General features: G+C 70.0%; 17 protein-coding genes and 2 pseudogenes. 9 read left to right on the top strand and 10 right to left on the bottom strand.

Annotated features, from left to right (window positions below; all coding sequences use genetic code 11):
- From ABZ818_RS38965 to ABZ818_RS38980, 4 genes and pseudogenes are all read right to left on the bottom strand, one after another.
- A pseudogene (locus ABZ818_RS38965) lies at window positions 1-390 on the bottom strand (RNA-guided endonuclease TnpB family protein); the annotation flags it as partial.
- A 229-nt stretch (window positions 391-619) separates the two neighbouring features.
- On the bottom strand, window positions 620-1,786 hold the full coding sequence (locus tag ABZ818_RS38970; RefSeq protein ID WP_361425929.1) for an alanine--tRNA ligase-related protein: 1,167 nt from the start codon (window positions 1,784-1,786) through the stop codon (window positions 620-622).
- Window positions 1,787-2,130: 344 nt separating this feature from the next.
- On the bottom strand, window positions 2,131-2,331 hold the full coding sequence (locus ABZ818_RS38975) for a hypothetical protein (protein WP_361425932.1): 201 nt from the start codon (window positions 2,329-2,331) through the stop codon (window positions 2,131-2,133).
- 7 nt (window positions 2,332-2,338) lie between these two features.
- Window positions 2,339-3,298 (bottom strand): hypothetical protein, encoded by a 960-nt coding sequence (locus tag ABZ818_RS38980; RefSeq protein ID WP_361425935.1) that lies wholly within the window; start codon window positions 3,296-3,298, stop codon window positions 2,339-2,341.
- Between the two features lie 246 nt (window positions 3,299-3,544).
- Here ABZ818_RS38980 and ABZ818_RS38985 point away from each other — a divergent pair.
- From ABZ818_RS38985 to ABZ818_RS39005, 5 genes and pseudogenes are all read left to right on the top strand, one after another.
- Window positions 3,545-3,787, top strand: a pseudogene (locus tag ABZ818_RS38985) (TetR-like C-terminal domain-containing protein); the annotation flags it as partial.
- 164 nt (window positions 3,788-3,951) lie between these two features.
- A complete protein-coding gene (locus ABZ818_RS38990) occupies window positions 3,952-5,031 on the top strand; it encodes an Lrp/AsnC family transcriptional regulator (protein ID WP_361425938.1) in 1,080 nt (359 codons plus the stop codon).
- A gap of 177 nt (window positions 5,032-5,208) precedes the next feature.
- Window positions 5,209-6,702: an amidase gene (locus tag ABZ818_RS38995; RefSeq protein WP_361425941.1), complete on the top strand. Its 1,494-nt coding sequence runs from the start codon at window positions 5,209-5,211 to the stop codon at window positions 6,700-6,702.
- 15 nt (window positions 6,703-6,717) lie between these two features.
- Window positions 6,718-6,963 carry a hypothetical protein gene (locus ABZ818_RS39000; RefSeq protein WP_361425944.1) on the top strand — a complete coding sequence of 82 codons (246 nt, stop codon included), beginning with the start codon at window positions 6,718-6,720 and terminating at the stop codon, window positions 6,961-6,963.
- Window positions 6,960-8,387 (top strand): sodium:solute symporter family protein, encoded by a 1,428-nt coding sequence (locus ABZ818_RS39005; protein ID WP_361425947.1) that lies wholly within the window; start codon window positions 6,960-6,962, stop codon window positions 8,385-8,387. The genes ABZ818_RS39000 and ABZ818_RS39005 overlap by 4 nt, the downstream gene beginning before the upstream one ends.
- A 75-nt stretch (window positions 8,388-8,462) precedes the next feature.
- Here the strand turns inward: ABZ818_RS39005 and ABZ818_RS39010 are convergent, their stop codons facing one another.
- Entirely contained in the window at window positions 8,463-8,924 is a 462-nt protein-coding gene (locus tag ABZ818_RS39010; protein WP_361425974.1) for a transposase, read from the bottom strand.
- Between the two features lie 142 nt (window positions 8,925-9,066).
- Between ABZ818_RS39010 and ABZ818_RS39015 the strand changes: the two genes are divergently transcribed.
- Window positions 9,067-10,287, top strand: a complete 1,221-nt coding sequence (locus ABZ818_RS39015) for an RNA-guided endonuclease TnpB family protein (RefSeq protein WP_361425950.1) — start codon at window positions 9,067-9,069, stop codon at window positions 10,285-10,287.
- Between the two features lie 63 nt (window positions 10,288-10,350).
- Here the strand turns inward: ABZ818_RS39015 and ABZ818_RS39020 are convergent, their stop codons facing one another.
- A complete protein-coding gene (locus ABZ818_RS39020; RefSeq protein ID WP_361425953.1) occupies window positions 10,351-11,877 on the bottom strand; it encodes an AMP-binding protein in 1,527 nt (508 codons plus the stop codon).
- 16 nt (window positions 11,878-11,893) lie between these two features.
- Window positions 11,894-13,288, bottom strand: coding sequence for a malonyl-CoA decarboxylase family protein (locus ABZ818_RS39025; RefSeq protein WP_361425956.1), 1,395 nt, complete (start codon window positions 13,286-13,288; stop codon window positions 11,894-11,896).
- Window positions 13,289-13,452: 164 nt separating this feature from the next.
- Between ABZ818_RS39025 and ABZ818_RS39030 the strand changes: the two genes are divergently transcribed.
- On the top strand, window positions 13,453-14,130 hold the full coding sequence (locus ABZ818_RS39030) for a GntR family transcriptional regulator (RefSeq protein ID WP_361425959.1): 678 nt from the start codon (window positions 13,453-13,455) through the stop codon (window positions 14,128-14,130).
- Here the strand turns inward: ABZ818_RS39030 and ABZ818_RS39035 are convergent.
- The gene (locus tag ABZ818_RS39035) at window positions 14,072-15,508 is read right to left on the bottom strand and encodes a PP2C family protein-serine/threonine phosphatase (protein WP_361425962.1); all 1,437 of its coding nucleotides are present in this window, start codon (window positions 15,506-15,508) and stop codon (window positions 14,072-14,074) included. The two genes, ABZ818_RS39030 and ABZ818_RS39035, sit on opposite strands and share 59 nt — an antisense overlap.
- A 611-nt stretch (window positions 15,509-16,119) precedes the next feature.
- A complete protein-coding gene (locus tag ABZ818_RS39040) occupies window positions 16,120-16,284 on the bottom strand; it encodes a hypothetical protein (protein ID WP_361425965.1) in 165 nt (54 codons plus the stop codon).
- A gap of 354 nt (window positions 16,285-16,638) precedes the next feature.
- Here ABZ818_RS39040 and ABZ818_RS39045 point away from each other — a divergent pair, with 354 nt between their 5' ends.
- Together ABZ818_RS39045 and ABZ818_RS39050 are read left to right on the top strand one after the other, a co-directional pair.
- Window positions 16,639-17,361, top strand: coding sequence for an isocitrate lyase/phosphoenolpyruvate mutase family protein (locus tag ABZ818_RS39045; RefSeq protein ID WP_361425977.1), 723 nt, complete (start codon window positions 16,639-16,641; stop codon window positions 17,359-17,361).
- 71 nt (window positions 17,362-17,432) lie between these two features.
- A complete protein-coding gene (locus tag ABZ818_RS39050) occupies window positions 17,433-17,837 on the top strand; it encodes an SgcJ/EcaC family oxidoreductase (protein WP_361425968.1) in 405 nt (134 codons plus the stop codon).
- Between the two features lie 323 nt (window positions 17,838-18,160).
- On the opposite strand, the gene ABZ818_RS39055 is transcribed toward ABZ818_RS39050, so the two are convergent.
- On the bottom strand, window positions 18,161-19,159 hold the full coding sequence (locus ABZ818_RS39055) for a helix-turn-helix domain-containing protein (protein ID WP_361425971.1): 999 nt from the start codon (window positions 19,157-19,159) through the stop codon (window positions 18,161-18,163).
- Window positions 19,160-19,320: the final 161 nt, after the last annotated feature.

Consider the following 19,320-nt stretch of genomic DNA (forward strand, 5'->3'; position numbering starts at 1 on the left):
GCTGCCGCGACCACACCACCGTCAGGCCGATACCGCCCGCCAGGTGCAGCCGCCCGTCCTTGAGCCGGAAGCCGCGCCGCGTGTAGTTCAGGCTCGGCCGGGAGTCCTTGAGCTTCTTGTGCCCGGGCATCCCCGCGCGCTGCCACATCGGCAGCCCCGCCTTGATGTCCTTCAACGCCTTCGCGCGGGACCTGCCGAAGTCCCGGATGATCTGCTGCTGCGGAACCGAGGAGCCCTCACGCAGCCAGGCGTTGCCGGCGCGGGCCTCGGTCAGCATCTTGTCCAGCCGCGCCGGGCCGCACGTCTCGCCCTCGGCGAACGCCTTCCTGGACCGGGCCACGCACTCGTTCCAGATCCAGCGGCAGCCCCCCCCTCGCCGGTCAGCAACATCTCGGCGGTGGCGGACACGCGCAGCCGGAAGACGTACCGGGCACACCCGGCGTCCTGCGTCTCCTGCTGCTGCGTCGTCACGCGCGCCAACCTATCGGCGTCCTACGACAGTCGACGCCGGTTCGCCTGTCGGCGAAACGGCCTTCCCTGTCCCGCTCCGCGGGCGATCGAATTTCTCCCCGGCCTGAAGGCCGGGGCATCCTTCGGAGGATTTGGTGAACCCGGGCCGTCACTGCGAGCGCAGGTTCAGGACGATGTCGCGTGGTAGACCGTGGGTGTCGTGGAGGTAGTGGAAGTCCTCCTCGCGCAGCGGGCCTCGGAATCGGGGTCGGGCCAGTACCTGTCGGCCACGCTCCAGGAGTCGGCCAAAGCGGCGTTCCTCTTCGAGCAGCACCTCGCGCACGGCGTGCGAATCCATGTCCTGGCGGAAGTGGTGCAGGGTGTGCTCGACAAGCTCGTCCGGCAGGTCCACGAGACTGCGCGACGGATCGTCCCGCCGGAGCACGGTGAGCATGCGTCGGACCAGGCGGCGCAGCACGTAGCCGCGGCCGGTGTTGGACGGGCGCACGCCGTCGCCGATCACCACGACGGCCGAGCGCAGGTGATCGCAGACCAACCGCAGCGACCGTTCGTCCAGCAGCCACAGCCCCGGCACGATGCGCCGCCAGGGCTCGAAGACGTCGCATTCGAACACCGAGCTGTGACCTTGCAGCAGAGAGGAGAGTCGTTCGAGGCCGAGGCCGGTGTCGACGTTGTGCCGGCCCAGCGGCACGAGTGAGCCGTCGTCGAGCCGTCGGTGGCGCATCATCACGTGGTTCCACACCTCCACCCAGCGGTCGTCGTTGGTTGGGGTCGACCGCGGTGGGGTGTCCCCGGTCCACAGGAAGATCTCCGAATCGGGCCCGCAGGGACCGGTGGGCCCGTTGGACCACCAGTTGTCCTCGACGGTGAGCTCCACAGGCACCCCGTGCTCCTGCCACAGCTCCAGGGAGGTGGTGTCCGGCCCGGACCGGTCGTCGCCTCCGAAGACCGTGGCATGGAGCAGTCGGGGATCGATGCCGAATCCCTCGGTGAGCAGTCCGTATCCCCAGTCCAGGCTCTGCGGGCCGTCGTAGTCGTCGAGCGACCAGGTGCCGAGCATCTCGAACACGGTCAGATGGGTGTCATCGCCCACCTCGTCGAGGTCCGTCGTGCGCAGACAGCGCTGTACATTCACCAGCCGCCTGCCCAGCGGGTGCGGGCGTCCCTCCAGATACAGGGTGAGCGGGTGCATGCCGGAGGTGGTGAAGAGAACCGGGTCACCAGGTGACGGCAGTAGGCTCGAGCCGGTGATTTGTCGGTGGCCGCGTTCCTCGAAGTACTCGACGAACGTGCGGACGATCTGATCGGTGTTCATGGGGCGGCTCCTTCGCGTGTGCAGCGGGGAGGCACCGGACAACGGTCCGCGAGATCATCAGCACCGGGGGCGGGAACGCCGTGGAACCATCGGCAGACCGTGTCCGGTCGCCGATGAAAGCAGGAAGTACGTCAGGCGGCGGCAACCGGCGAGCTGGTCGCTCGCGCGGTCGCGGTGATGGTTGGGCCTGTGACGTTCATGGCGCCGAGGGTAACGCGGCCAGTGTCCCCAGCGCACACGATTTACCGCCAGGGTGGTGGCACCAACCAACGGACGCGCTCGGTCACACCCCGGGGTAGGCGGCTCGCCTGATCTCACTCCAGCCCAGACGCTTCCAGGGAACCTTACGACCTGTGAGCTGGAGCCCTGCGGCGCGGTAGCCAGGGGTGCTCGGGGGTGTGGTTGTCGGTGGTGCCGACGGCGGCGCGGGACTGGTTGCGCGCCCACCTCTCGGGGTCCCCGACGCGGTGGAGCAGTTCGGCGCCGCGCTTGACCGCCGAGACCGCGGCCCCAGTGCCGATCCACCAGCCGCACACGGCAGGCATGGTGCGGTCAGCCTTGTGCCGCTTCGTACAGGCCGCGGCCTGCGCGCTGGGCCTGGGCCGCCTTCACCAGTCGCTCCAGGGTGCCGCGTACTGCTTCGATCTGTCCCGCAGTCTCCGGGCGTCCGAGCGCCTGGTTGATCTCGCCGGCCTTCATCGCGCTCTTCGCCTTCGACAGGATCTCCACGATCCCGTCTGTCAGCCCTTTCGCCCGCTTCGCCGGGGCAGCCTTCTTCTGACCGGCCCTGCCGGCAGCCTTCGCCCGGGGCGCGGCTTTCTTCGCCGTGCGGGATGCCGGGCGTTGGGCGGTGGTTCCGGTCTTCTTCCGGCCTGCGGTCTTGGGTGCGGCGGTCGTGGCCGCCGCCGTCATGGTGGACAGGGTCTTGAGGCTCTCCACCGCGGTACGGACGGCTTCCAGACGCTGTGCCACGGCTGCCAGTTCCTGCTCCAACTCCTGCTTGCGCGATTCCAGACCGGGAAGCTCGCCTTGCAGCTGCTCGATGGTGGAGTGGATGCCGTCGGGGGCATCGATCGTGGTTGCCATGGTTATCGTCCCTTTCCATGCGCACACAGCCGGTGCGTGGTCATGCCGGCCACCGCGTGGCGAGGTCGGCGTGATGTTACGCACTACGGCAATGTCGCCTTCATTCCAATAGTCCCTCACATGGGCTGCTGCCGGCGGCGTCCCCGTACCGTCGCGCGCCCTGCGTCTTCCCAGGCTGTCCGGCCTGCCGACCTCGTAGACGAGGCGCTGAGGCGGGGCCACCAGCCGGTCCAGGCGCAAAACAGCCCGGGCAACCAGCCAAGCGCAGGCCGTGGAAACCATGACCGCCAATGCCAGGGCACCCACCGCTGAGGGGCAACTCAGCCCTACAACGATCCGCGAGCGGTCGTCGCCGACGATCCGGAACTTGGCGATGCCGGGCAGCGGAGCCGGATGCTCCCGGCGAGGAGCACGGCCGACCGTCACTCACCACCTCCGCCGGTACGGGTGGTCAGCCGCGCCAGGGGCGGCCGCGAGGAGTCGCCCGTACCTCCTGATCTCGGCTTCAGCGTCCTCCCGGCGGGCCCGTCGGCGCCACCCGTCAGTTGCGGGCTCTGAGCGGCAGCTGCATTCCCGGATGTCGGGATTTCGGTGGCCCGCTGCCGCCCAGGGAGTGGGGATCGCGCGCCACCAGCGCCGTGTCGGCCCGCGGGCTCAGGCGAGGGCGGCGACCAGCTCGACGGCGGCCTGGTGTTCGCGAACGAGGACACCCCAGAACCTCTGAAGGACGCCTTCGCCGCCCTGCTGGAGAGCCTCAGCGAGGTCGCCGGCGACGGCGTCCACCCGGGGCTGATCACCGAAGTGTTCTGGGCGGCCCTGCACGGGCTGGCCACCCTGACCGGAGCGGGACGACTGCCGCCGAAGGACACCGAGCCGAGGGTGAAGCTGCTGGTAGACCGGCTCGCCATGGCCTGACACGCCATCCCGGCGGGCACGCAGCCGAGGCCCCCGAACCCCGCTGCCTGCCTCCGGCATTGCTTCCGGCCACTCGCGCCCACACGGCGCAGCCGCAGACCGCCGGGCCCTGCGGCGTGAATCCCCCTGGGTACGGGGTTGCCCCGGTCGTTAGGGTCGTTCCCGTGACGTACCCAGTACCGGCCACGCCGACCACCCCGACTGCCCCCGCAGCCCAGCCCGCGCGCCCCTCCACGCACCCGAGCGTGCCCGCCGGCGCGCACGGTGGCGCGCCCAGTGGCCCTCTCGACGGGCTCGACCGGCGGATCGTCGCCGCTCTGCAGATCGATGGGCGGGCCTCGTGGCGGCGGATCGCGGGGGCCCTCGGGGAGCCCGAGCGGAAGGTGGCGCGGCGCGGGTTGCGGTTGCTGGAGAGCGGGGACGTCGCCGTGCGCGGGCTTGTCGTGCGGGGTGAGACCGTGATCCTGCGGATGACGTGCCGGCCGGGCGCCGTACGGGACGCGGCCGTGGCGGCGGCCCGGCGCGCGGACTGCATCTTTTCGTACGCGCTCGCCGGGCCGGTCGACTGCGTGGCCGAACTGCAGTGTCCGCCGGGCCGGTTGGCGCCGCTGATGCTCGACGAGGTGCCCGCGCTGCCGGGGCTCGTCTCGCAGAGCGTGTCACCGGTTCTGCGGTATTTCCGCACGGTGCACGAGTGGTCGCCCGGGATCCTGGACGCCGGGGAGGTCGAGGCGCTCGGGGGGCCGTCCGGGATCGTCGACGGGCTCGCTCTCCCGGACATCGAGGTCGGGCCGGAGGAGCTGGCGATCCTGGGGGCGCTCGCCGAGGACGGGCGACGCACGCACGAGGACCTGGCGGCCGTCGCCGGGGTGTCCGTGGCGACCGCGCGGCGCCGCGTGGAGACGCTGACGCGGGAAGGCCTCGTGAGCATCCGGGCCGCCGTCGAGCCCGCGCTCCTCGGCCTGCCGGTCGAGGCGCTGCTGTGGATCAAGGTCAGGCCCGACGAGGTCGAGAAGGTGGGTCGGCTGCTCGTCGAGTCGCCGCTCGTGCGGTACGCGGCCGTCGTGATGGGTGAGCATCAGCTCCTGGTCGACGTGACACAGCCGTCGAAGGCCGCGCTGCACGCGTTCCTCACGGCCTCGCCGTGGGTGCGGCACGTGGAGGCCGTGCAGTCCCATCTGGTCGTCGAGTCCTTCAAGCGCAGTGGCGTCGAGTTCCCGGGCACCGGTCGCGACCCTTCCTAGCACGACTGAAATCTTCACCATCGTTGATCTCGCGTCCTAAAACTTCACCCTGGGCAGTCTATTGACTGAAAGGGTCAGTAGCTTCAGTGTGGTGCATCACACGCGTCGCGCCTCGGCCATCGGTCGGATCAGCATCACCGCGGCGACGTCCACTGTGCCCGCTGCCCTAGGACTGTCATGCCCGTTGCTCCCGGCCCCGTCGCTCCCAGCTTCGCCGAATCCGTCGAATCCGCCGCATCCGGCCCCGCCGCCCCCGGCCGGGACGAGATCTGCGTGCTTGACGCCGTCGACCTCGCGGCCCGCATCCGCCGGGGGGAACTCTCGGCCCGCGAGGTCGTCCAGGCCCACCTCGACCGCATCGAGCGTCACAACCCCGCCGTCAACGCGATCGTCACCCTCGACTCGCAGGGCGCGCTGGCCGCTGCTGCCGCCGCCGACGAGCGGCAGGCGCGCGGCGAGGAACTCGGCCCGCTGCACGGCCTGCCCATCGCCTTCAAGGACACCCACCTCACCCGCGGCATGCGCACCACGCACGGCTCGCCGCTCTTCGCCGAGCACGTCCCACACGAGGACGAGCTCCTCGTGCAGCGCATCCAGGGCGCGGGCGCCATCCGCATCGGCAAGACCAACGTCCCCGAGTTCGCGGCCGGCTCGCACACCTTCAACCCCGTCTTCGGCGCGACCCGGAACCCGTACGACATGACGCGGTCCGCAGGCGGCAGCAGCGGCGGGGCCGCGGCCGCGCTCGCCGCCGGGTTCCAGCCGCTCGCAGACGGCAGCGACATGGGCGGCTCGCTGCGCAACCCTGCGTCCTTCTGCAACGTCGTCGGCCTGCGCCCGACCCCCGGCCGCGTCCCCTCGCACCCCTCCGGCAACCTCTGGGACACCCTCGGCGTCGCCGGGCCCATGGGCCGCACCGTCGCCGACACCGCGCTGCTGCTGTCCGTCATGGCCGGGCCCGACCCGCGCGTCCCGATCTCCCTCGACGAGCCGGGCGCCGGCTTCCGCGCGCCGCTCGAGCGGAACACCGCCGGGCTGCGCGTCGCGATCGCCCCCGACCTCGGCGGCCGGGTCCCCGTCGACCGCGACGTGCGCGACGTCTTCGAACGCCAGGCCAAGGTCTTCGAGGACCTCGGCTGCATCGTCGTCGAGGACTGCCCCGACCTGGACGGCGCCGAGGACGTGTTCCGCACGCTGCGCGCCCACGAGTTCAACCTCGGTCTCGGCGCGCTGCTCGACAGCGACCGCGCGTCCCTGAAGTCCAGCCTCGTCTGGAACATCGAGGAGGGGCGGCGCCTGACCGGCGCCGACCTCGTCCGTGCCACCACCGGGCACGCCCGCATCCACCTCGCCGCCACCGCCTTCTTCGAGCGGTACGACGTGCTGATCGCCCCGGTCAGCCAGGTCACCCCGTTCGCCATCGAGTCGGAGTACCCCACCGACATCGACGGGGAGCCGCAGCGCACCTACCTCGACTGGATGCGCTCCGCGTACTTCGTCACCGTTCTGGGCTCACCCGCCCTCTCCGTCCCCGCCGGCTTCACTCCAGCCGGGCTTCCCGTCGGCCTCCAGATCGTGGGCCCACCCCGCGCCGAGAGGACCGTGCTCGAGACCGGTGCCGCCTACGAGGCCGCCACCGGGCACGGACGCCGTCGCCCCTCCCTCCCGTAGCCGTATGGAGCCCCGATGAGAAAACCGCACGTCCTCTGGGCCGTCGTGCCCGTAGTGGCTTTCCTCAGTACACCGTTCCTGCCCTTCGTCAACGGCCCGCACCTCTGGTTCGGCATCCCCTCCGTCCTCGCCTGGTGCCTGCTGTGGACGGTGGGTACGACGGCTTCGCTCGCGCTCGTCGAGCACTTCGCTCACCACACCGATGAGGACGACGAGGACGACCACGTGACGCGCGACGCGTACGAGGAGGTCGCCGCGTGAACACCACCATGGCCATCACCCTGATCGGCATCGTGACCATCGCCGTCGTCGGCATGAGCGGGCGCCGGCCGAGCCGCGGGGAATTCGGCGAATGGACCGTGGGGAAGCGCAAGTTCTCCACCTTCACCACCTGGTTCCTGCAGGCGGGCGAGTCCTTCACGACCTTCAGCTTCCTCGGTCTCGCCGGCATCGCCTTCGGCGGCGGCGTCGCCGCGGCCTTCGCCCTGTGCTATCTCGCCATCAACTTCATCCTGCAGTACTTCACCGCGCCCCGCATGCGTGAACTGGGCCGCAAGGGAGGCTACTTGACGCAAGCCGACTTCTTCGCCGACCGCTTCCGCAGTCCCCTGCTGGGCAAGGTCGTCGCCGTCGTCGGCGCCGTCTTCCTGCTGCCGTACCTCCAGCTCCAGATCACCGGGCTCGGGCTGATCGTGCAACTCGCCACCGGCAGCCGTACGGGCGGCAACCTGAGCATGGTGCTCGCCACCGTCCTCACCGTCGCCTTCGTCCTGTGGTCCGGCATCCGCGGCATCGCGCGCGTCGCCTACCTCAAGGACGCCCTGATGATCGTCGGGCTCGTTGTGCTGATCGTCGGCGTGGCACTGTCCGTGAACGGCGGCATCGGCGGCCTGTTCGCGACCGTACGAGACAGCCATCCGAACTTCCTGACGCTCCATCAGGATGGTTACGACGCCACGTTCTTCGTCACCGCCGTCATCATCTCCGGCATCGGTGGCGGACTCGGCACCATGGCCCACCTGTGGCCGCCGGTCCTCGCCGCCGGCAGCGGGCGCGCGCTGCGCAAGAACGCGATCTGGCTGCCGCTCTACCAGATCGCGCTCGGCATCCCCGTGATCGTCGGGTTCGCCGGAATCCTGCTGGTGAAGCCGGGCTCCCCCGCGAACGCCGTCGCCCTGACCCTCGCGGGCCAGACCCTGCCCGGCTGGCTCGTCGGCATCGTCGCGGTCGCCGCGGCCTCGGCGGCGATGGTGCCGTCCGCGGCCATCGTCGTGGGCATCTCCAGCCTGCTGTCCCGCAACCTGCTCAGCGTCCGCAACGAACGCGCGCAGCTGCGCACCAACCACCTGTGCGTCGTCGCGGCCGCCGGCCTCGCCCTCGTACTCGGCCTGACCAGGCCCGGGCTCCTGTCCGACCTGCTGCTGCTCACCTACGGAGGCCTCACCCAACTCGCCCCGGCGATCGTCATGGGCCTGGCGAAGAAGGTCCGTCTGGACGCGGTGCCCGCGATGCTCGGCATCCTGACCGGCGTCGGCGTCCTGGTCTGGCTCACCTTCGGAGGCGTGGACGTCGGCACGGTCGACACCGGACTCATCGCCCTCATCCCGAACCTGGTGGTCACGGCCGTCGCCCAGCTCATCGTACGGTCCCGCTCCCTCGCCCCGGTCCCGGCCGAGGCCAACTGACCGGCCGCCGGGCCGCGCGCGGTGTGGAGCCGCGCGCCGCCCGGCGCTCCATCGCGCTCTCAACTCCCTTACGGGTTACGGCTTGCCACCGTTCTCGGTAAGCCGCAGACACGAATTGAATCCTCCCCTCCCTGATGGAACACGTTGCTGATCTCTCATTTCGAGGGGGGCGAAGAGACGGCATAAGTGGGTGGTGCGGGTGCGCTCTGGGCGGTGGCCTTGCTGCCAGGCATCGATCCGGATGAGGTTGACGGCGGTGGCAGCGAGGCAACGGCCCAGGTGGGTGGCGGCGGCGGTCCGGTAGCGGCTGCGGCGTGCGTGGGTGCGGTGCACGATCTGGCAGACCGTCGCCTCGATCCCGGCCCGTGGGCGGTAGCGTTCCCGCCAGGCGTCGGTCTCCTGCTCGCGGCGGCGCTGCTGGAGCGCGGCCCACTGGGCGGGCTCGCGCAGGGTAAGGACTCGCCCCCACTTGCCGGCGCCCGCTGTCGTGCACTTCAAACGCAGCGGGCAGGCGCGGCAGGTCCCCGCATCGAGGATTCATTCGCAGTGCACCGGCGTTCACGCCGGTGGTGAAGCGAATCCGACGGGTGCGACGCGGAGCGTCGCAGGATCGTTCCAGCGGAGCTGGATTCGGCTGATCCACTCCGGACTGTCAATGGCTGCCGATAGCGTCCGGATCATGCAGCTTCGGTACAGCTTCCGCCTGTACCCGAAACCCGGTCAGCGCACCGCGCTGGCAAGGGCGTTCGGGTGCGCCCGCGTGGTGTTCAACGACGCGGTGCGTGCCCGCGAGGACGCCCGCAGGCAGGGCCCGCCCTTCCCCAGGGCCGCCGAACTGTCCCAGCAGCTGATCACCCGGGCCAAGCGCACGCCCGACCGTGCCTGGCTGGGCGAGGTCTCCGCAGTCGTGCTGCAGCAGTCCCTCCGAGACGTCGAGGCCGCCTACCGCAACTTCTTCGCCTCCCTCAATGGCGAGCGCAGGGGCCCGAAACTGGGCGCGCCGCGCTTCAAATCACGCACGGCCACAAGGCAGTCGATCCGGTTCACCGCCAACGCCCGCTGGTCCATCACACCGGTCGGCCGGCTGAGCCTGCCGAAGATCGGCGAGCTGCGGGTGAAATGGTCCCGCCCCCTGCCCGTCGTCCCGTCCAGCGTCACCGTGATCAAGGATGCGGCGGGCCGGTTCTTCGCCTCCTTCGTCATCGACATCGACCCGGCCACCGACGCGGCCCGCATGCCCGTAAGTGATCAGGCCGTGGGTATTGATCTGGGGCTGGCCCACTTCGCGGTCCTGTCCGACGGCACGAAGATCGACTCCCCGCGGTTCCTTCGCCGGGCGGAGAAGAAACTCAGAAAAGCCCAGCGGGAGCTGTCCCGCAAGCAGAAAGGCTCGAAGAACCGGGAGAAGACCCGCCAGAAGGTCGCCCGCGCGCACGCGCGGGTGGCCGACGCGCACCGCGAGTTCCACCACCAGCTCTCCACAAGGCTGATCCGCGAGAACCAAGCGATCGCGGTGGAGGACCTGGCGGTGGGCGGCCTGGCGCGCACCAGGCTGGCCAAGAGCGTCCACGACGCGGGCTGGTCCCAGTTCGTGAACATGCCCGCCTACAAGGCCCAGCGATACGGGCGCACCTTCGTCAAGGTCGGACGGTTCGAGCCCACCAGCCAGGTGTGCTCCACCTGCGGTCACCGCGACGGACCCAAACCCCTGCACGTGCGGGAATGGACCTGCACCGCCTGCGGCACTCTCCATGACCGGGACCACAACGCCGCCCTCAACATCAAGGCCGCCGGACTGGCGGTGACGGCCTGCGGAGCGCCGGTAAGACCAGAACCCGTTCTGGCACAGCGTGAAGAAACAGGAAGCCAAGGAATCCCACACGGAAACCGTGCCGCGTAACGGCACAGCAACCCGTGGGACGGCCAGAATCCTCGGGCTTCAGCCCGAGGAGCATGTCAAGGATCAGGCGTTCGAGCCCGCGAACAGGTCCTGGTAGCGCTTGCGCAGCTCGGCCTTCTGCACCTTCCCCATCACGTTGCGCGGCAGCGCCTCGTCGAAGCGCACGGCGCGCGGGTGCTTGAACCGGGCGAGGTCGCCGGCGATGAACTTCAGCAGTTCGGCCTCTTGGGGCTCCTGGCCCGGCGCCGGGACGACGACGGCCACGACCGTCTCCCCGAAGTCCGGGTGCGGGACACCGATCACGGCGGACTCCAGCACCGTGGGGTGGGCGTCGAGCAGTTCCTCGATCTCCTTCGGGTAGATGTTGTAGCCGCCGGAGATCACCAGGTCCTTGCCCCGGCCGACGATGCACAGATAGCCGTCCTCGTCGATGCGGCCCAGGTCACCGGTGATGAAGAAGCCGTCCGCACGGAACTCGGCCGCCGTCTTCTCGGGCAGTTGCCAGTAACCGCTGAAGACGTTGGGGCCACGGACCTCGATGCTGCCGACGTCACCGTCGGGCAGTGCCTGTCCAGTCTCGCCGTCCACCACCCGGATCTCCGTGCCGGGCAGCGGCTTGCCGACGGTGCCGGGCTTGCGCGGGCCGCCCTCGTACGGGTTGGTGGTGTTCATACCGGTCTCGGTCATCCCGTAGCGCTCCAGGATGGCGTGGCTGGTACGGGCCTCGAAGGCCTCGTGGTCGCTCGCGAGCAGCGGGGCCGAGCCGGAGACGAACAGGCGCATCGAAGCGCAGGTCTCCGGGGTGAGCCGGTCGTTCTTCAACATCCGGGTGTAGAAAGTGGGCACGCCCATGAGCACCGTGGCCCGGGGCAGTAGGTCCACGACCGTCTCCACGTCGAACTTCGGCAGGTAGTACATGGAGGCACCGGCCGCCAGGGTCATGTTCGCGGCGATGAAGAGCCCGTGGACGTGGAAGATCGGCAGGGCGTGGATCAGCCGGTCCTGGTCGGTGAATTGCCAGGCTTCCAGCAGCGCCTGGCAGTTGGAGGCGAGGTTGCCGTGAGTCAGCACCGCGCCCTTGGAGCGTCCGGTGGTGCCGGAGGTGTAGAGGATCGCCGCCGGGTCGTCGGCCGACGCGTCGACGACCTCGTCGTGGCTGCCGTCGCCCTCCAGCAGGGTGCCGTCGCCCTTGGTGCCGAGGGTCTCGACGACGAGGTCCTCCCCTTCGCGGTGCGCGTGGTCGGCCCGCCGCTCCGGGGAGCAGACCAGCACACGCGGCTGGGCGTCGCCGATGAAGTACTCCATCTCCGCACCGGTGTACGCGGTGTTGAGCGGCAGGAAGACGCCGCCGATCTGCAGCGTCGCCAGATACAGCGCGATGGCCTCCGGGGATTTGTCCACCTGCATGGCGACCCGGTCACCGGGGGTGACACCGTCGGCGACGAGCCGGGCGGCGATCCGCCCCACGGTCCGCGCCGTCTCGCAGTAGGTGATCTGCCGACCGTCGGGCAGCTCGAAGAGCGCCTTGTCCGGCTGCCGCTCCACCTGCTCGGTGAAGGTCTGGTAGATGGTGGTGAAGGGTGGTGCCATCAGAGGTGTTCCTCTCTCATCGATCGTGTGAGGCGGTAGAGGCGGCGGAGGCGTCCCTGGCACGGGGCACCTCCGCGGCCTCGAGGAAGGCGTCGCGCAGCGGTCCGCCGAGGGCGACGGCGCCGCGGCGGACGAAGTCCTCGTGCCGGCGCTCCAGCTGCCCCGGCTCGTAGCGGTAGTTGATCATCGCGCCGTACGACTGCCGCCAGGCTTCGGCCGAGCTGTTCGCCGGCCAGTTCAGCTGCCAGGCGGCGGCCCCGTTACCCAGGTGGAAGCGGGCGACCGGATCGAGGGGGCGTCCGTCCTCGCGCCGCTCGACCGCGATGTACCGGGCCAGGGCGGGAAGGAGCCGGGCACGGATCCGTTCGACGTCCGCCGCACCGAGGTCCGCCGGCCCCTCCAGGGCGTCCAGCTCACGGACGAGCGGCCCCAGCTCGGCGTCCCGTCCGGCCTGCTCGCCGAGCCAGCGCCGGAATCCGGGGAGGGGCGAGATCGTGACGAACTGCGTCAGATGGGGCAGTTGCTCGCCCACGTGCTCGATGACCTGCTTGATGAGGAAGCTTCCGAACGAGACTCCGGCCAGGCCGTCCAGGGCGTTGTTGATCGAGTAGAGCGCCGCCGTGTCCGCGTCCGAAGGGCTGAGCGCCGGGCCGGGCTCCAGCAGCGGAGCGATCCGGTCCGGCAGGCCGCGCACCAGAGCGACCTCCACGAAGATCAGCGGTACCTCCCCGGTGGCCGGATGGAAGAACGCGTAGACAGCACGGTCCTCCGGCTCCAAGCGACGGCGGAGCTCGGCACTGCTCTCCATCGGGTGGACCTTCTCGCCCTGCATCAGGTGCTGGTGCAGCTCCTTCGGTGCGTCCCCGGCGACCTCCGCCATGCGGAGAAAGCCTCGATTGAACCACGAGGTGAGCAGGTGGTGGAAGTCATGGTCGAGGGGCCGCAGCTCGGGGTGACGGTGCATCAGCCGGTGCAGGTCCGCGCGCATCTCGACCAGGGCGAGCGTGGCGTCGGGTGCGTGGTTCATCCGGCGGAGCAGCTGCTGGCGGGCCGGCTCGACCACGTCGAAGAGCCGGACCAGCTCCTCCTCGCCCCGGGACCCGGCGCTGCGGGCGTCCTCCCAGCGGCGGAAGGCGGCACGGACCTGATCGGCGTCGGCGTCGTAGGTCTGGGTGATGTGGCTGAAGAAGGCCCGCCTGCCGTCGTCGTCGAGCTCGTCGTAGGCGGCGAGAGCCCTGGCCGCGACCGCGCACATCGAGGCTTCACCCACGTCGCTCATCAGGACTTCGCAGGCGGCGAGCATCTGGTCCAGCGGGGAGTCCAGCGGCTCTCCGGCTGCCGGATCCGCGCCACGCCGCCGCCCGAGAGCCTGGACCAGGTCGGTCAGCAGCCAGCCGTCGTGACGTTCCATGTCCGCACCTTCCGTACGCTCCCGGTCTCGCTCGCCTCTGGTGTCGCCCGTGGCTTTAAATCCATGACGGCGGACGATATATATAACAGTGCCACCGTAGGACACATCGAGGCTCGTGCACCACCCCCTGCACGCCCGGATAGCCTGACCGCTCGGAGGTGCACATGGCCCGGGTCCCGGAATCCCAGCGCGTTCGCGACGCACTCGAGAACGCTGTCGTCGACGGTCACTACCGTCCCGGCGAGCGTCTGGATCCTGCGCGGCTCGAGCAGGAGTTCGGTTGCTCTCGCACGCCGATCCGGGAAGCCCTCCAGGCCCTGGAGCGCTCCGGACTCGTGCAGATCCGCCCCAAGCAGGGCACGTACGTCACCGAGCTGAGCGTCTCCGAGCTGGCCGAGCGCTTCGAGGTCATGGCCGAGCTGGAGGGGATGGCGGCGCGGCTCTCCGCCCGCCGGATCGACCGGGAGGCGCTGGACGACCTCGAACGCGCCCTGCAGGAGTGCGAGAGCCACGCGGCGGCCGGCGACGCCGACCGCTACTACTACGCCAATGCCCGGTTCCACGGCATCGTCTACGACTCCTGTGGCAACCAGTACCTGCGACAGCAGGCCCACGCGCTCAAGCGAGCCCTGCAGCCGTACCGGCGACTGCAACTGCGCGTCCCGGACCGCATGCGCCGCTCCCTGGCCGAGCACCGCGAGATCGCCGACGCCATCACCCGCGGCGACGCCGAGACGGCGGAGAACGCCGCCCGCGACCACGTACTCGTCCAGGTCAAGGAGTTCAGCCAACTGGTGCGGACATGGCGGCAGTTGACGGAGCCGGCACGCAACGCCGGATGAGCGCACCGCCGCCAGGAGCCGCGGCTCTGACTGGGCGCGCCGGTCGGGCGGGTCGCGCCGCCACAGGCGGCCCTTGCTCGGGCTTCCGGCGACCATCCCAGCCGCGACGGACCGGCCGAAGGCCCAGCGGTGGGCCCGGGGCATCTTCACGCAAACCAGTGTGAAGGAGGCTGCGTGGCGGACGGCCGCTGCGATGTGGCCGTTGTGACGGCGGATGGCGCGCTCCGGGCAAAGGCGGCAGCCCATGCCGACCCTTGACCGGCTCGGCGCTGCCCTGCCCGATGTCCCCCCTGACAGCATTCGGGAGGCGTTTGCGCACCTCCGCCTCTACGTGCCCGCACACCCACGCCGACCGGACGGCACGTTCTTCCCGCGGCTGCTGTTCGTCCGGGACGGCACCGGCCCCGCCGGCACTGTGGTGATGCCCCATCTCAGGCAGGCGGGTCGGTGTTCGAGGCGATGACGTTCCTTGAGGGCGTAGCTCGGTGTTGCGGCTGGGCCCGAACCATTCCAGGCAGAGCACGGTGGCGTCGTCGGCCCGCTGCCCGGCGTGGTGGTCCACTATCGCATGCGTCAAACGTCGCAGCGTTTCAGGAAAAGGCAGGCCGTCGGCGCGGTGGCGGATCATGAAGTCGGTGAGGCCGTCCAGGCCGAATTCACGACCGCAACGGTCGCGGGCCTCTGTGACACCGTCGGTGTAGAGCAGGATGCGGTCTCCGGGTTCCAACTGCTCCCGGCAGAAGGTGGCGGGAACGTCCAATTCGGTCCCCAGCGGGTGCGCGGGTGGACACCCCAATGTGGTGGTCCACCGGCCGCCTCTGATCAGCACCGGCGCGGGGTGGCCGCGGTTGATCCAGAACAGGGCTCCGGTGGTGAAGTCGAGATTGGCGAGGACGGCGGTGACATAGGTGCTGTGGCCGAAGTGCTCGACCAGGACTTCCTCGACGTTCTCACCGGTGGCGACCAGGTCGATACCCTGGCGGCACTGGTTGCGACAGGCCGCTACCGCCAGGTTCGCCGTTAGCCCGGCGCGGCTGTTGTGTCCCATGGCGTCGTAGACCGCCAGGTGTACCTGGTGGCCGGCGACCGCGTAGTCGAAGGCGTCACCACCGATCGCATAGGCGGGCTCCATTGCCGCCACGATCGCCACAGCATGGTTGGCGAAACACAGCGGGGGCATGAGGTTCCACTGCATCTCGGCGGCCACGTTCATCGCCTCGGTGCGCACCAGACGGGCGTAAGAGTCGCTGTGCGGTCGTTTGCTCATCAGCAGCAGCCCGACCAGCGAGGCCAGCACACCTGCTCGCTCGGGCTCGACTCCCTGGGCGAGATCGACCCGCAGCACGCCGAGCCGCTCGGTGCCGCCCAGGATCGGCATCCACCACCGGCGCGGCTGCTCCCCATCGCCGCCCGGCAGGGGACGGCTGCTGGCGAACGCCCGGCCCGGCCGGGTGCTGTCGACCTCGTAGGGTCTCACCGCCGGCACCGGCGTCGAGGCCCTGACCTGTGACCTCCCGTAGCAGTTGCCGGCGCAGGTCGGGAACGAAGACCCGAGCATCGCCCATCCCCGCCCGTGCCGCATGCTTGGCCACCAGGGCAGGCAGCTGATCAAAGCCGCATAGATGCTCCTCGCTGAGGATCCCGGTAAGCATTTCATCGCCCTCCAGCAGAGCCACTCCCGCCACCTCCGCCCTCCGGCCCTGGTGCTTCACCCGAGCCTGGCCACCGCTTCCAACGCAAGTCCGCTCGCGTAGCTGCGCAGCCCAGTGCCCGTCAGTGACCCAGACGGCAGCCGTTCCAGCCGCGGCCGTCGCCCGTCAGCGCGTCGGAGCGTTCCAGGTTGGCCCGAATTCCGACAACTCACCCCGGAGTCCTTCCACGTCCCTTAACCTCGCACCAGAAAGACGCCCACCACCAGGCGTGATCACCCAGCGTAAGGAGCTACTAACGTATCGGTGGTGGGGCGCGACCCCGGTCATGGACGCCGCGTCACCCTGCAGGCGTTTCCGCGTCGCGACAGGAGCGCGCGGTGACCACGAGGACGGCCCAGACGATGGTCAGCGTCCAGACGATCGGGGCGGACACGAACTGCACGGTGCTCAGCGGCAGGGCCAGGATCCCGAGAACGGCCTGTCCCCGACCGAACCGCTCCACGGCGACGCCGTCGCCGGGACCGTGCCGGTTGGTGCGCTGCGCACCCTGGTGCCGTCCGGCACGCGACGACTGTTGAGTGCCAGCCCCAGCGCGTGGATGAGCACATCCTGCCGAGCGGAACACCGCCGTGGTCCCGCCGGGATACCGGATGTACAGATGCAGCGGTCGGTGGGCGACAGGCCCCGCGGGGGTTGTGGAAGGCAAATCGCGCTCCCCGAGTGATCTCAGTCTGCACGGCACCTTCTGCGAGATGTCCTTGCGCACGGTCCGCCTGTCATGGGCGATTCGGAGAAGTGGGCCGCACGCCGCCCGTACGCTGGACGGCATCACCGCAACGAAGTGCGACGCCGCGCAATGACCAAGGCCGCTCTTTTCCGCGCCCTCCACCAGGACCGCGCCCCCGCTGATCCGCTCGTGCTTCCGGGGCCGTGGGACGCGGCGAGCGCTCGCCTCTTCGCGGAGGCCGGGTTCCCGGCGCTGGCCGTGCCCAGTGCCGGCGTCGCTGCCTGGCTCGGCTACGCGGATGGGGAGACTCCGGCACAGGAGATGTTCGCCGCGGTCGCCCGAATCGTACGGGCCGTGGACGTGCCGGTCTCCGCGGACCTGGAGGGCGGCTACGGGCTCCCGCCCCACGAACTCGTCGGCCGCCTCCTGGACACCGGCGCGGTCGGCTGCAACCTTGAGGACTCCGAGGGCGGCGTGCTCAAGGATCCACGTGCGCACGCGGACTGGCTCGCGGAGGTACGGGACGCGGCCGGCGACGCCCTCTTCCTCAACGCGCGGGTCGACACCTTCGCCCGCGGAGTCCCCGGCCCCGCCGAGGCGATCTCACGCGCCTCCCTGTACATCGCCGCAGGCGCCGACTGCATCTACCCCATCAGCGCCCGGCCCGACGCCCTGCCTCACCTACGCGCCGCGCTTCCAGGCCCTCTCAACGCCCTCGCCCGCTTCGACGGCACCGGCCCCACACCCGCCGAACTGGGCGAACTCGGCGCGACGCGAGTGACATTTGGCCCATGGCTGCAGCGCAGAGCGATGGAACTGGTACGGGGGATGGCAGAGGAACTGGCGACCTAGATCGACTCCAAGGGGGCAGTGGTCGATCACCTCTTGACCTCTACCGTGCTTGAGGTAGCACCGTGATTCACATGAACACGGAATCCACGGCGCACGCCGCAGACATCGAAGCCATCGAACAGGTCGTAGCCACCGTCGAGCACTCACAACAGCACAAGGACCCCGACGAGTTCCTCGCCCTCTTCCACCCCGACGCGGTCTGGACGACGAGCGGCGGCAAGGTCCTCATAGGCCTCGACGCGATCTCCGAGTTCACCCGCAAGGTCCTCCCCGCGGACGACTGGGACGGCAAGGTCACCTACGAGGTGGTCCACGTGTTCTTCATTCGCCCCGACGTCGCGGCGGTCAAGGTCCGTCAGCTCTACCCGACCCCGGGCGACGCGAGCGAGGGCGCCCCGCTGTACGTGATGTCCAAGCAGGACGACGGCCGCTGGTTGCTGACCGCCTGCCAGAACACGGCGGTCGTCGCCGACTGATCGATCCCAAGGGATCGGCTGTACGTCTGATCAACGGGGTGGTTCAGCCGACCGTCGCCTGCTGAGCTTTGTCGATCAGCGGCTGCCGAAAGTGGATCACGAGACCTGGCACTACGCGATGGGTCACGTAGCTCGGTCGCGTGGTCGGGCTCCTGTCGCGAGAAGCACGGCGATCGTTTCGGGTAGGGCCCGGTCGTCACCGATAAGCAGTGAGGGATGACCATGGCACATCGACCCCTCGGATCAGCCTCCCGCGTGTCGGTCTCGGCCAGGCCCTGGGGATCGAGGAGCAAGGCACCGAGGGGGGTGTTCTCCCGGTCGCGTTACAGCCAGCCGCGGCGCGCCGCCTGCCAGGCCAGTTGCATGCGGGTGTCCGCTCCCGCGTGCTCCATCATGCGCTGGATGTGGCGTTGGACCGTGCGGCGGCTCAGGCCCATCTGGGAGGCGATGGCCTTGTCGGCGACCCCGGCGACCAGCAGGGACAGCAACTTGCGGTCGGTCGAGGAGAGGGGGGCCGACGGCTCGGTGTCGACCTGCTCCAGGGCACCGGAGTCTTCGACGTGCAGTGGGACCGCGTCGTCCCAGTAGCTCTCGAAGAGAGCGGTAAGGGCGCTGAGCAGATTCCTGTCACGGACCAGTGCCGTGGTCGGCTCGTCGGGGCTACCGTTGGGGCCGCCGGGCACCAGCGGGAAAATCGCGACCGAGCGATCCGCTACGGCCAGGCGGAGCGGGAGGTGCGGGACGGAGCGGGCGACCTCGCCCGCGCGGACGCCCGCGACTACGTTGTCAACGGTTCCCTCGTCGTCGAAGAACGCCTTCTCGTAGAGCACGCGGTAGGTGACGCCACGGGCCAGTGCCTCGAACTCCTCGCGGTTGGTGCCGGACGGCATCGCGACGTACTGCGCCTTGCAGAACCAGAGCATCTCCTCTCGCGCGTTCGTCTGGATCTGCCGCAGGTGCTGGCGCAGCGCCTCGGCACCTGTGATGACCTCGAGGAGCTGCCCGGCGTTGTGCCGCCGCATCGTGTCCTGATACGTCTCGATGAGCCGGGCCGCCTCCACGCGCGCGAGGTCCAGCGCGTCCGTGCCGCTCTTGATGCGGGGCAGGAGGGCCACGTCGGGCGGTACGGGACGGAAAACGCGCGGTGCGCCGTCGGTGTGGCTGGCCAGGCCCATGGTGGTGAGCGTGTCGAGGACCCGTATGGTCTCGTCTCGAGGCAGGGCCGTGCGCTGGACGATGTCGTCGACCGTCGCGCGGCCGGACGTCACGAGGAGCCGGTACACCGACTCCTGCACGTGTGAGACTCCAGCTGCTTCGAGCACCTCGGCCCGTCCTCCCCGCTCGCCACTGGCCTGGGCGGGTGAAGACGTTACTACACAGGGAGGCGGGGGGGGGGGGCCGGGCCCCCCCCCCCCCCCCCCCCCAGCCCCGGCGCCCCCGCCCAACACAAAACCGGGGGGACCACGGGGCGCGGCGGGTGGGG

The organism is Streptomyces sp. NPDC047453 (assembly GCF_040643155.1).
Lineage (GTDB): Bacteria > Actinomycetota > Actinomycetes > Streptomycetales > Streptomycetaceae > Streptomyces.

Excerpts from the sequence above, each read along its gene's own strand:
- ABZ818_RS39000 (WP_361425944.1), top strand. The coding sequence starts at position 6,718 with ATGAGAAAACCGCACGTCCTCTGGGCCGTCGTGCCCGTAGTGGCTTTC.
- ABZ818_RS39035 (WP_361425962.1), bottom strand. The coding sequence starts at position 15,508 with ATGCCGATCCTGGGCGGCACCGAGCGGCTCGGCGTGCTGCGGGTCGAT.
- ABZ818_RS39020 (WP_361425953.1), bottom strand. The coding sequence starts at position 11,877 with ATGGCACCACCCTTCACCACCATCTACCAGACCTTCACCGAGCAGGTG.
- ABZ818_RS39025 (WP_361425956.1), bottom strand. The coding sequence starts at position 13,288 with ATGGAACGTCACGACGGCTGGCTGCTGACCGACCTGGTCCAGGCTCTC.
- ABZ818_RS38995 (WP_361425941.1), top strand. The coding sequence starts at position 5,209 with ATGCCCGTTGCTCCCGGCCCCGTCGCTCCCAGCTTCGCCGAATCCGTC.
- ABZ818_RS39030 (WP_361425959.1), top strand. The coding sequence starts at position 13,453 with ATGGCCCGGGTCCCGGAATCCCAGCGCGTTCGCGACGCACTCGAGAAC.
- ABZ818_RS38970 (WP_361425929.1), bottom strand. The coding sequence starts at position 1,786 with ATGAACACCGATCAGATCGTCCGCACGTTCGTCGAGTACTTCGAGGAA.
- ABZ818_RS39045 (WP_361425977.1), top strand. The coding sequence starts at position 16,639 with ATGACCAAGGCCGCTCTTTTCCGCGCCCTCCACCAGGACCGCGCCCCC.
- ABZ818_RS38975 (WP_361425932.1), bottom strand. The coding sequence starts at position 2,331 with ATGCCTGCCGTGTGCGGCTGGTGGATCGGCACTGGGGCCGCGGTCTCG.
- ABZ818_RS39050 (WP_361425968.1), top strand. The coding sequence starts at position 17,433 with ATGAACACGGAATCCACGGCGCACGCCGCAGACATCGAAGCCATCGAA.
- ABZ818_RS39015 (WP_361425950.1), top strand. The coding sequence starts at position 9,067 with ATGCAGCTTCGGTACAGCTTCCGCCTGTACCCGAAACCCGGTCAGCGC.